The sequence below is a fragment of the Bacillus sp. 5w2 genome (genome assembly GCF_054353775.1).
Map to the genome: position 1 here is coordinate 105,258 of NZ_JBTIWT010000010.1, position 11,906 is coordinate 117,163.

Consider the following 11,906-nt stretch of genomic DNA (forward strand, 5'->3'; position numbering starts at 1 on the left):
GTGAAAAATAGCAACCATCTTTCTCATGCAATGATGCATACTGTACTTTTTAATATAAATCGATTATTCCTATATTCAACACTACTGCTAAATTCTTGCATATCAGCAGGTAAACGGATTGATGATGAAGAAACTAATGTCATGCATCATGTTTTTTCAATGATACAGTTTGTATAATTGTAGTCCATTACATTATGTAGGAGCGGTGTTAACATGTTAATAAAACCAAAGAGGTTACAAGCAGGAGATATCGTAGCAACAGTAAGTCCTTCATGGGGAGGCGCAGGTGATTCTGAAATAAGCTGGCGATATGAACAAGGAGTAAAAAGATTAGAAGAAGTTTTCGGTCTTACAGTTGTCCCAATGCCGAATAGTTTAAAAGGTAGCGAATTCATTTATAACAATCCACAAGCTCGTGCGGAAGATTTAATGACAGCATTTAAAGATACGCGCGTGAAAGCAATTATTGCGAATATTGGCGGTGAAGATAGCATTCGCTTACTTCCTTATATAGATTTTAATGTAATACGTGAAAACCCGAAAATTTTTATGGGATACTCTGACGTTACCGTTTCACATTTATTTTGTCATAAAGCAGGTCTTTCCTCTTTTTATGGTCCGGCAATTTTGACCGACTTTGCCGAAAATGTAGAAATGGATCCATATACAATTGAAATGGTAAATCGAACTCTCTTTTCAAATGAAACGATTGGCGAGATTCAATCAGCTCATGAATGGACGAGTGAGCGTTTAGAATGGATAGAGATAAATAAGGATACAAGACGTACAATGCAGCAAAACAGTGGATATGAGCTACTTCAAGGCTCTACTACTGTACAAGGGCGCTTAATTGGTGGTTGTATAGAAGTATTGGAATTTGCAAAAGGAACGGAACTTTGGCCTGAGAAAAAACATTGGGAGAATAGTATTCTCTTCTTTGAAACTTCTGAAGATCATCCAGAACCAAGTTATATAAAGTATTGGTTACGAAATTACGCAGCGCAAGGCATTCTACAAAAAGCAAAGGGTATCATCTTTGGTAAACCAAAAGACGAAATGTATTATGAAGAATATAAACATGAAATACTGCAAGTTATGAAAGAACATAACTTAGAAGATCTGCCGATTCTTTATAATTTAAATTTTGGCCATACCGAGCCGAAGTTTATTTTACCTTACGGTGCGATGGCAGAAATTGATTGTGAAAATGGGTCTTTCTCTATTTTAGAGAGTGGCGTGGAATAAAGGGAAACTTTAAATAAGTATAGCCATTTTCCTGATCCTACAGAAAAAATAGCGTGTTTTTTCATGTTAGAGAGTATTTTATTTTGGTTAGCTTGATAGCGACATGAAAGGACCCCAATAAATAAAATTACTCCTATGAGATATGACTGTGAATTGATACTTTTTAAAAGTATATAATTGGAGGGAGATTACGTGTATGGAAGTAACATTTACAGTAAGTAAATGGGATGAAAAACTAATCGATGATACTAGAAAAGATTTCCCTATCAATATTGCCCATGTTGAATATGATATTGATGGTGAATTAAAAGGAAAAGCTTTTGTTGAATACTTGTTATATTATTTAGACTCAAATATAAATGATGGTCACTTGGCTACTGCTAAAATTTCTGGATTTTTACACTTTGAAGGAATTTATAAGGGGCAACAAGGGACATTTACAGCTATAGAGCAAGGAATATTTGATAAAGGAAATCTAGATTCCCCAGGAACAATTATTAAAGCTACTGGTAACTTAGAAAATCTGAGAGGATCCTATCATTATCAGTTTACAGTTCAAACTAGTAAACTAATTTTAGAGTTTGAATTTTAACAAAATACCTTACATTTTAGCGGAAAGGACATTTCTTGTAATACTAGGAATGTCCTTTTTGTTGACGAGCTTATTCAACTATTTCCTAATAGTTAAGAAAAGAACAGAGTATATTACATAAAATTTTCGTTCTGAGAGGAATTAAAACTCTAAGTCTGAGAGGCATGAAGCCCCCACCTATTCATTACTTTTCCTACTAACTAAAGAATAATCCCAGAAAAACTCCCCTTCATTACTTCTTTTTCAATTTGATTTATACAAGTAAACATCGCAATAATTTTTGTTCGATTTTTTTCATCGGGCTCAAATTGTTCAATGGTTACGTCACAACGAATTGTATCACCGCTAAAAACAGGACGTATAAATTCAAAATCCATCTTGCGAGCTAGTACGTTATAATCACCGCCAATTTTTGTAGGCAGCGTTGATGTTAACAGCCCTTGTACAACAAATCTCCCCTGCTCATCTGGAGTAACATGATGAACACCTTCATCTTTAGATACTTCTGTAAATAAAACAACATCCTCTTTCGTAAAAGTTCGTTCAAAGGTGATTTTTTCGCCTACTTGCAATTTCATCCCTCCCCCTCCTCAAAAACACTTTTAAAATAAGAAAAACCGAAACTAAAAATCATTTCGGTTTTTCAATCTAAAGAAGTCTATATTTACTTTAAAGAATGTACAAACAACCCGCTGCGAAGTTTCGGTTCAAACCACGTTGATTTTGGTGGCATAACTTCTCCGGCGTCTGCGATTGCTAATAAAGCTTCCATTGATGTCGGATATAACGAGAACGCTGCTTTATATGCACCGCTATTCACAAGGCGTTCTAATTCTTCTAATCCGCGGATTCCTCCGACAAAATCGATGCGTGAATCAGATCGCGGATCGTGTATTTCAAGTACTTGGCTTAATAAATGATCCTGCAGAATAGATACATCTAAACCTTTCACGAGATCATTCGCATCAAACGTTTCTTCTTTCACAGTAAGCTTATACCATTTCTCGTTTACATACATTCCAAATGATTTTGGCTCATTTGGTTTATACGGAGAAACAGATGCTTCTTCTACATAAAAGTATTGCGTGATTTGCTTTAAAAACTGATCTTCTGATAAGCCGTTTAAGTCTTTTACAACTCGGTTATAGTCCCAAATGGATAATTCATCGTGAGGGAATAAAACCGATAAGAAGAAATTAAACTCCTCTTCTCCTGTGTAATTTGGATATTGTTCTCTTCGCATTAGCCCTACTTTTGCCGCTGAGGCAGAGCGGTGATGTCCGTCTGCAATATACAAGTTAGGAATATCTTCAAATAAGTTTACTAAACTTGCAATTACTTCTTCATCAGCTATTTTCCAAGCAACATGCCTAACGCCGTCTTCTGCTGTAAATGTATAGATTGGCGCATGTTCTTCTTTCCAGCTGGCAATGAAACGTTTCACTTCTTCTTTTGTACGATACGTTAAAAAGATTGGACCTGTATTTGCGTCACACACATCTACGTGACGAATGCGATCTAGTTCTTTTTCATGACGCGTTCTTTCATGTTTTTTAATTGTATCATCTTCATACTCATCAATAGATGTACAAACGACAAGACCTGACTGCGTTCTTCCTTGCATCGTCAATTCATAAATGTATAGCGCTGGCTCTTCATCTTGAATGAACACTTCTTCTCGTATAAATTGATTTAAATTTTCACCCGCTTTTTCATATACACGATCATCATACGGTGAAAGTGCCGGGTCTAAATCAATTTCTGCTTTATCAACGTGTAAGAAAGAAAATGGATTCCCTTTTACAACCTCTTTTGCTTCTTCACTATTTAATACGTCATACGGTAAAGCTGCAACTTGTGCTGCTTTTTCTTCTACTGGACGAATGGCCCGAAACGGTCGGATTTTTGCCAAGTTTCCCTCTCTCCTTTACACAATCATTCGAACGGCTACAACACCTGTAATTTTGCTTATATTTTCCACAATGTTCTCTTTTATTATATCATCAATTCCGTTATCAATATCAATCATCGTGTACGCCCAAGAATGTTTACTACGATTAATCATATCCGCAATATTAATATGATGTTCTGCTAAACATCCTGTAATTTGTCCTACCATGTTCGGAACGTTTTGATGCATAATCGTAATTCGTTTTTTTCCGATATACGGCAGTTCGACGTTTGGATAGTTGACTGAATTACGAATATTTCCTGTCTCTAAATATTCACGTAATTGACGCGCTGCCATGACTGCACAATTTTCTTCCGATTCAGACGTAGATGCACCAAGGTGTGGCGTCGCTGTTACATTTTTCATCTTTATCACATTTTCATTCGGGAAGTCCGTTACGTAATGTGTAATAATATCTTCTTCTAACGCTTTTTGAAGAACCTTTTCATCTACAAGTTCTCCTCTAGAGAAATTGAATAGACGCATTCCCTTTTTCATCGTCTCGATAGCGTGTTCACCAATAATCCCCTTCGTTTGATTCGTAAGCGGAATATGCAGTGTAATATAATCACACGTTGCGAAAATTTCATCTAAACTAAATGCTCTTTGCACATGTGTAGAAAGACGCCAAGCTGTTTCAACTGAAATGTAAGGATCGTATCCGACAACGTCCATTCCTAAAGCTAACGCATCGTTCGCAACTAAAGCACCAATTGCGCCAAGACCGATAACCCCTAGACGTTTCCCCGCAATTTCAGATCCAACAAATTGTTTTTTCCCTGTTTCAACAAGCTGAGGTACTTCTTCACCTTCTAAATTTTTCGTCCAGCTTACTCCATTAATAATGTTACGTGAAGACATAATAAGGCTGGCAATAATAAGTTCCTTTACTGCATTGGCATTAGCCCCTGGTGTGTTAAATACTACAATCCCTTTTTCTGTACAGCGATCTACAGGAATATTATTTACACCAGCACCAGCTCTGGCAATCGCCTTTAAATCTTTTGAAAACTCTTCTTGATGTAAAGAATAGCTGCGAAGTAAAATACCGTCTGGGTGGTCCATTCTCTCCCCTATTTCATAGCGCTCTCCGCTAAGCACTTGCAAACCTTTTTCTGCAATTTGATTTAACGTTTGAACACGAAACATATCCCCATCTCCCTATCTATTCTCAAGCTCAAATTCTTTCATATAATTTACTAATTGCTGTACGCCGTGTGCTGGCATCGCATTGTAAATACTAGCGCGCATACCACCGACTGAGCGATGTCCTTTTAGCGTAACAAGACCGCGTTCTTTCGCTTTTTGTAAAAACTCATTGTTTAGCTCTTCTGACGGTGTTGTAAACGGAATATTCATAAGTGATCGATACGTAGGATCAACTGGTGAAGTAAACAATTTTGATTCATCTAAGAAATTATAAAGAAGTGAAGATTTCATTCTATTCTGTTCTTCAATCGCAGATACCCCGCCCTGCTCTTTTAGCCACTCAAGTACAAGTTTCGTTACGTAAATACTAAAGGATGGCGGTGTATTATATAAGGAGTTATTTTTGCTGTAAGTTTCATAGTTTAACATTGTAGGACAAGAGCGATCTGCTCCTCCAATTAAATCTCTTTTTATAATCGCAATCGTTAAGCCCGCTGGCCCTAAATTCTTTTGCGCTCCCGCATATATAAGACCAAACTTCGAAACATCATATTGTTCTGATAAAATATTTGAGGACATATCCGCAACGAGCGGTACTTTATCTACATGTGGAATGTCCACATATTTCGTCCCCTCAATTGTATTGTTCGTTGTAATATGTACATAATCTAGGTTTTCATCGCTTCGTAAACCATTCAGTTTAGGAATTGTCGTAAACTTCTCATTTTCAGAAGAAGCAATCACTTGTACTTCCCCTACTTTTTCAGCTTCTTGCATCGCCTTCTTAGACCATGAGCCAGTCAATACGTATCCTGCTTTTTTATACGTATTCATTACATTTAACGGTATCATAGAGAATTGTAATGACGCACCGCCTTGTAAAAACAATACCTCATACTCATTAGGAATGTTCATTAATTCACGAATTAGGCTACTCGCTTCATCAATAATACTTTGAAAATAAGAAGATCGATGACTCATTTCCATAATAGACATGCCTGTCCCGTTATAATTTACAAGCTCCTTTTGCACTTTCTCTAAAACTGGCAAAGGGAGTATAGATGGTCCAGCTGAAAAATTATATACTCTCTCCATCACCCTAATAACCTCCCTCTTTCTCATTCTTATTATTTTTTAAACTTTCTGAATTATAACCCGAAATATAATATACGGTCAATTTGTTTTCTATTATTACGGCGCAAGAAGCAATGGAATCGCTTGCATGTGCAAATACTTTTTTCACAAACATACAAAAAAGTGTTAAGTACATAATCGTACTTAACACTCTAGTAATAAAAGAATAATAGCTAATTGTTCGTAAAGAACCGATCAAAAATTTGATAAATAGCAGAAAGACCAAAGAGCCAATAAATAGTGTCCACAAGCGCCGGCATAGAACCAAACCATTTCTCAACTACATTGTAATCTAACGCCACAAATAACCAATTCAAACCGCCAAGAATCACCAAAATTACTGTAAGGTAAGACAAAAATTTCATTATGATTGCCCCCTAGGTGATAAGATGGTGAAAGGCCTTTCACTAGAAATATATGTGGTGAAATTCAAAACTTACCTATTTAATAAAAATTATTTTTGGTACCAGCCATTAATAACCATTTCGGCTTCTTTACTATGTATTTGATACGCATGTGTACTATCATTAGAGCCAATAAACCAAATTGAAAAACCTTTAAAATACGGTTTCGGTTCTAATACATCACGGTAAGCGCGCCATCCGTTTAATTGTACGTCTTTTGAAAACACATTTGAAACATCTGGATTCCACGGATTTTGTAGTCCAAGTTCACGCGCTGGAACGTTAAACCCACCAAAATAAACTGGCTTTCCTGTTGCTTTATGTAATTGTTCCAATTGCTGAACAACGTTTTGCCCACGATTATATACTGTCGTCGCATATAAACTTTTCTTCACTTCTTCGTATGTTGGATTTCTATTTCCTGAAACTTCAAACCAACTATCGATACTAACAATGTCTACCTTCTTTAAATACGGACGGTTTATTTTCTCTACAAACTTCGCTTCATGAGATGGATCCCAATTTGCTGTTAACCACCAATTCATTTGATACAAAATATTTCCTTTATACTGCTGGCGGACGAAATCAATCGTATCGCTCCAATATCCTTCTGCATATTCCATATTAACGAAATTAGAAGCAATCTTGAGCCCGTACACATTGTATTTACTTGTAATGGAATGAAAGATTTCTTGTAGAATTACCGTTTTCCAATTCCAGAAGAAATCATTAATATTACTTGGATTCCATTCTGTTTCCCCAACATTTCCTTGCTGAATATATGGGAACGGTTCCACAATAACTTGAATATTACGCTTTAATAATTCTTGAATTAAAATAATCGCCTGTTGCTTTTGCTCTTGATTAATTACCATGTTCGTAGAAGTCACGTTCGGAATATCTACCTGAATCGGTACATTTACTGTATTTAAATTTAAGCGCTCTACATCAGCTAACACTTTCGCCACATTTCCAACTTCCCATACCGTTACGTTTCCTGATTTTATTTTTCCAGATTGAACAGTATTTACATCTGCCTGTACATTTCCTTGAAAACAAAAAGAAAGCAACATAATAAACACTCCTAAAAAACTTATTAAACTCTTATTTTTCTTCACAACTTTCCCCCTATAATTTTTGGCATTCTTGCTTATTCTATACAATGTTTCACATATATTCCATAAAAAAAGGGGGGGATTTTCATCCATAAAAATGCTATTCATCCTTTATTCAACCCTTATTCATACTAACCTCCTAAAAATAGTAAGGTAAATAAAAAAGGAGCGTATTTCCGCTCCTTTTTTTCCCTTATATGATTGAATTTATTGACTTCCTTCAGGTAACTTAATTGGATCAAATTTATCATATGAATCAATTTTTATGCTCACAACTGTATCCAATTTTTCTTTATCCGCACTAGATTTCTTATCTGTATTACGTTCACTCAGTTTTATAGCTGTGCGCATCTCTTCAAATTTATAATCTTTCGTTATTATATATTCAACAGTTAACGCATCCATATTAAATCCTTCCGTTAATTTTTTCATATCTCCATTAATTTTCTGTAATGTATCTACTGCTTCTTTCCCCTTTAAGTCAAGTGTAAGTTTATATGTATCTCCATCCTTCTTTGCTTTCATTTTTTTAGCTAAAGCTTCCGGTAAATCTAACTCATTAAGTAAATTTTTACTTACCATTACGTCATCAACATTAAATTGATCATTTGGTATCGTAACTAACTCTCCTGTATTAGGATCTTTCACTTGAACAGCGACCTTTCCATCTACTTCGTACGTTATAATATCTGTTCCACTTATTTTCATTTCTGCTCTAGAATTCTTTCGTTTCGGCTCCATTTGAATGTTCATTTTAATCTCTTCTGATTGGCTGTTCCCCTTCATTGACATAAGAGACGTTAATGTGAGAAATTCCTCTTGTTTTAATTTATCACCTGCTTTTTTAAAAATATCTTTCGCTACTAATTCTTTTTCTTTTTGTACAGATACTGGTTTTGTAACATTCGTTTTCTCACTACTACAACCACTTGTCAAACCTACTATTAACGCCAAACTAGATGCTATAATCATTTTCTTCACAATGATCCTCCCCATTCCCTCTTAAAAATAATTACACTTCATATATAGTAAATGAAATGAATTAATACAAAAACAGATACCATACTTATTTAACTTCTAAACTAAACCAGTTATTCAATCCATATATTAACGTAACTAATGCTCCTATAACACCAAAAACAACAATATTTATACCAATTGACGAACCAAATAAAACAGCCATCATTGACACCACCAGTAATAGCATGGCAATACTATTTATCTTAATTTCTACTACATCGCCATCCTTTACTTTCTTTTCTTTACTTCCAAAAAAGAATTGTTTCACTTTTATATTTGCTTCATCTAACTCGCAAGGAAGCGTATATTCTTCGTTATTTTCAAGTTTCATTACTACTTCATTATCTACCTTTACAGCGACTCTTGCTGCTCCTCCCATCATTCCGGTTGCCCTTATTACTTTAATACTCATGCTAAATCCCCCCCTGTTTCAACACCTTGTAACTCTATTTTCCCAAGTAACTCTTCATATTTTTGCATCTCTTCTTGCGCATTATTCCAGCTCTCACCATAAATATGAGTTAACTTTCTTGACGTTATTTCAATAATAAAAGAGCTATCTCCATTTTGAAGTAATACATACGTTCTTGTATCTTCTTTATATATTTTCATAGGAGTTGCTTTTTTTAACTTCTCCCCGGCTGGCTGTCCTACTTTTTCTAACATAACCGGTACATAACTTTTCTCTATAGCTCCCTCGATTGTACTTCCATTCCAATCACCTTTTCTTAATACGTATAATACAGTTACTACTTCTAACTTATCGAATGATTCTTTTGTATCTTTGAGAGCTTTATCTTGTTGCTCCACAATAATATCCTTCGTTTCTTGGCTAATTTTCGGTGTCGTATGCGTCGCATTTGTATTATTTAAGTTATACAATTTCCCAACTTTAAATATAAAGGAGATCGATAAAACGATAATTAAACAAATATACCATTTATTATATTTAGGTGATTCAATATCTGAATATGATTGAATCTTTTTATGTTCAGCTGATGATAAAGCGGGCTCTTTCACTGCCGCAGCAACCTCTTGCTGCCCCTCATACACAGTTCCTTTACTCCAAAACCCTTCTAATTGTGCTTCCAGTTCCTCTTTTGATAGTTTCGCAGTCGGAATAGTAGTAGCCTCTTCTTTTTTAACTGTACTCTCCATATTGGAAATTTCACGATTTCGAATGATTTTATTTCTTTTCACATTGTATTCAGCATCAAAGGGGGTTCCTAATCCTACTTCTTTATGAATCCGTCCTTTTATAATAGATGAAATGCTATACATCATAAAAATAACTATATACACGGAACCGGCATACCAACCTGTTAAATATACAGGGAGGATTATCCAACCTAAAAGGCTTAAAATAACTAAAATATAATGCAATTTAAGATTCCTCTTACTTGCAAACGAAAATATTTTACAAAACTTAGAAAAAACATTCCAAAATGTATACGTAAAACTTGCCATAAAAGCACAATACTTGTTTTTCGTTCCGATTGTATCTCTATAAATTTTGTAGGCACCTTCATGATTCGGCTCTAATCGTATTGCAGTTTCAGCTAGCATTCTTGCTTTTTTAAAATTCCCTTTTTCTCTTGCTACATTTGCAAAAGAGACTAGATTTGTTACATTTTCCGGATTCAGCTCTAAAGCACGTTTTTCCGCCTTTATACCCTCTTCTATTCGTTTCGGATAATAACTCAAAAGAATAAAAGCATATCTTCCTACATACATATCATTTTCAGGTTCTAATTCTATCGCTTTGTTATAGTAAGTAATACCTTTATTTAGCGATTCGATATGTATTTTTGCCTCGCCCACATAAAAGTAATATACGCCTTCTTCCGGATAATTTTTTATCCCTATTTCTGCTATCTCTTTTAATCTCTCAAAATTTTCTTGCGCATAAAAAATATCTAGTGCTGTTAACAAAACATTTTCATCTAAGTGATCTATTTTTAGTGCTTCTTCTAAATATTTACTCGCTTCATCAATTTGACGAAAACCAAAGTAGTACACATGACTTAAACAAATATAACCAGTAGCATCTTCTGGATCTTCTTTAATCATCCATTCCGCTTCTTCTTTTGCGAGCTCAACATCACCAAGCTTCAATAAGTGCGAAATTCTCCTAAGTTGCTCTTCCATCTATTCCTTTCCCCCAATCTAATATCATTTACTTCAATTGGTGTTCTTCCATATACTCTAATACTTTGTCAAAATCTTTATTTACATCACTAAACGTTGCATAATTTTTTGCGGTTGAGAACCAGTCTAAAGTTGTCGGTTGTCGCTTTTTCATTGCTGTTAATAAATCTTCATTAGATAAGGGTTGTAACTGTCCTGTTTCAAATGAACGCTGAATAGCTTCATTAATAGCATCTTCCACTAAATACGTTAAATCGGCCCCTGAAAAATGCTCTGCATACTTCGAAACAAAATCTAACTGCAATTCCATTCTCGGTTTATCCTTTGTTTTCAACTCTAGTATTGTCAGTCTTTCCTCGTTATTTGGTGGTGCCACAAAAACAAGTGAATTAAAACGGCCTGGTCGTCGTAACGCTGGATCAATATACCATGGTGTATTTGTTGCCCCAATTATATAAACACCTTCATTAAAAGAATTGCTTCCGTCCATCTCCACTAGCAATTGATTAACTAGCGTTCTTTGATGATGAGCGCCCATCTTCTGTCTATTCCCCCCATATGCGTCTAATTCATCTATAAATAAAATACAAGGCTTTGTTTTTCTTGCCTCTTCGAACACTTCATGTAAATTTTTCTCTGCTTCTCCTGACCACATCGAGAGTATTACTTGCAGCTCTAAATGAATAAAATTAGCATTTATCTCGCCTGCAACTGCTCGCGCTAAAAATGTCTTACCACATCCAGGTGGCCCATAAAATAATAAACTGCCTCCTACTTTCTTACCAAAAGCCTGAAAATACTCCGGATTCTTAATCGGCATAATAAAGTCCATATTGATTTTCTTTTTAATATCTTCCATTCCGCCAACATCATCAAAAGTTATTTTACTCTCTTCCACTTCAACCATTTGATTTTTTTCTCTATCAAAAGAAATCACTTTAATTTTCTCACGATATTTCTCCATGTCGTTCATTCTTGTATTTATCCCCCTATAAAACCCTTTAATTTAGAATACATGTATCCCTATTGCTATAAAACCTTAAACAAAATATTCCAAAAAAAATTATAACAAAGTTCTACAGATTTTTTTGTCAAATTTTGTCACATGACAAAAAAGAGACCCTTACCTATAGTAAGAGCCTCTTCTA

General features: G+C 35.0%; 12 protein-coding genes. 2 read left to right on the forward strand and 10 right to left on the reverse strand.

The features are described from left to right. Positions 1-213 precede the first annotated feature (213 nt). Positions 214-1,245, forward strand: a complete 1,032-nt coding sequence (locus ACXY7N_RS17540; RefSeq protein ID WP_016087187.1) for a S66 family peptidase — start codon at positions 214-216, stop codon at positions 1,243-1,245. Positions 1,246-1,441: 196 nt separating this feature from the next. Beyond that, positions 1,442-1,837, forward strand: a complete 396-nt coding sequence (locus ACXY7N_RS17545; RefSeq protein WP_088084503.1) for a DUF3224 domain-containing protein — start codon at positions 1,442-1,444, stop codon at positions 1,835-1,837. Between the two features lie 200 nt (positions 1,838-2,037). Here the strand turns inward: ACXY7N_RS17545 and ACXY7N_RS17550 are convergent, their stop codons facing one another. The 10 genes from ACXY7N_RS17550 to ACXY7N_RS17595 all read right to left on the reverse strand — a co-directional run bounded on the left by ACXY7N_RS17550 (position 2,038) and on the right by ACXY7N_RS17595 (position 11,731). Further along, on the reverse strand, positions 2,038-2,415 hold the full coding sequence (locus ACXY7N_RS17550) for a hotdog family protein (protein WP_016087186.1): 378 nt from the start codon (positions 2,413-2,415) through the stop codon (positions 2,038-2,040). A gap of 86 nt (positions 2,416-2,501) precedes the next feature. Then, a complete protein-coding gene (locus ACXY7N_RS17555; protein ID WP_098486728.1) occupies positions 2,502-3,749 on the reverse strand; it encodes a DUF1015 domain-containing protein in 1,248 nt (415 codons plus the stop codon). A 15-nt stretch (positions 3,750-3,764) separates the two neighbouring features. Beyond that, on the reverse strand, positions 3,765-4,937 hold the full coding sequence (locus ACXY7N_RS17560) for a 3-phosphoglycerate dehydrogenase family protein (protein WP_353811149.1): 1,173 nt from the start codon (positions 4,935-4,937) through the stop codon (positions 3,765-3,767). Between the two features lie 12 nt (positions 4,938-4,949). Next, positions 4,950-6,032, reverse strand: a complete 1,083-nt coding sequence (serC, locus tag ACXY7N_RS17565; protein WP_353811148.1) for a 3-phosphoserine/phosphohydroxythreonine transaminase — start codon at positions 6,030-6,032, stop codon at positions 4,950-4,952. 212 nt (positions 6,033-6,244) lie between these two features. Continuing rightward, positions 6,245-6,436, reverse strand: a complete 192-nt coding sequence (locus tag ACXY7N_RS17570) for a DUF378 domain-containing protein (protein ID WP_000670802.1) — start codon at positions 6,434-6,436, stop codon at positions 6,245-6,247. An 89-nt stretch (positions 6,437-6,525) separates the two neighbouring features. Continuing rightward, positions 6,526-7,593: a glycoside hydrolase family 113 gene (locus ACXY7N_RS17575; RefSeq protein WP_353811147.1), complete on the reverse strand. Its 1,068-nt coding sequence runs from the start codon at positions 7,591-7,593 to the stop codon at positions 6,526-6,528. Positions 7,594-7,797: 204 nt separating this feature from the next. Then, the gene (locus tag ACXY7N_RS17580) at positions 7,798-8,571 is read right to left on the reverse strand and encodes a DUF6612 family protein (RefSeq protein WP_098506108.1); all 774 of its coding nucleotides are present in this window, start codon (positions 8,569-8,571) and stop codon (positions 7,798-7,800) included. An 85-nt stretch (positions 8,572-8,656) separates the two neighbouring features. Beyond that, the gene (locus ACXY7N_RS17585) at positions 8,657-9,022 is read right to left on the reverse strand and encodes a hypothetical protein (protein WP_016087180.1); all 366 of its coding nucleotides are present in this window, start codon (positions 9,020-9,022) and stop codon (positions 8,657-8,659) included. Next, positions 9,019-10,758 (reverse strand): tetratricopeptide repeat protein, encoded by a 1,740-nt coding sequence (locus ACXY7N_RS17590; protein ID WP_353811146.1) that lies wholly within the window; start codon positions 10,756-10,758, stop codon positions 9,019-9,021. The genes ACXY7N_RS17585 and ACXY7N_RS17590 overlap by 4 nt, the downstream gene beginning before the upstream one ends. Positions 10,759-10,786: 28 nt before the next feature. Continuing rightward, a complete protein-coding gene (locus ACXY7N_RS17595) occupies positions 10,787-11,731 on the reverse strand; it encodes an ATP-binding protein (RefSeq protein ID WP_016134917.1) in 945 nt (314 codons plus the stop codon). Positions 11,732-11,906 lie beyond the last annotated feature (175 nt).

Excerpts from the sequence above, each read along its gene's own strand:
- ACXY7N_RS17585 (WP_016087180.1), bottom strand. The coding sequence starts at position 9,022 with ATGAGTATTAAAGTAATAAGGGCAACCGGAATGATGGGAGGAGCAGCA.
- serC (WP_353811148.1), bottom strand. The coding sequence starts at position 6,032 with ATGGAGAGAGTATATAATTTTTCAGCTGGACCATCTATACTCCCTTTG.
- ACXY7N_RS17595 (WP_016134917.1), bottom strand. The coding sequence starts at position 11,731 with ATGAACGACATGGAGAAATATCGTGAGAAAATTAAAGTGATTTCTTTT.
- ACXY7N_RS17545 (WP_088084503.1), top strand. The coding sequence starts at position 1,442 with ATGGAAGTAACATTTACAGTAAGTAAATGGGATGAAAAACTAATCGAT.
- ACXY7N_RS17550 (WP_016087186.1), bottom strand. The coding sequence starts at position 2,415 with ATGAAATTGCAAGTAGGCGAAAAAATCACCTTTGAACGAACTTTTACG.
- ACXY7N_RS17570 (WP_000670802.1), bottom strand. The coding sequence starts at position 6,436 with ATGAAATTTTTGTCTTACCTTACAGTAATTTTGGTGATTCTTGGCGGT.
- ACXY7N_RS17590 (WP_353811146.1), bottom strand. The coding sequence starts at position 10,758 with ATGGAAGAGCAACTTAGGAGAATTTCGCACTTATTGAAGCTTGGTGAT.
- ACXY7N_RS17560 (WP_353811149.1), bottom strand. The coding sequence starts at position 4,937 with ATGTTTCGTGTTCAAACGTTAAATCAAATTGCAGAAAAAGGTTTGCAA.
- ACXY7N_RS17540 (WP_016087187.1), top strand. The coding sequence starts at position 214 with ATGTTAATAAAACCAAAGAGGTTACAAGCAGGAGATATCGTAGCAACA.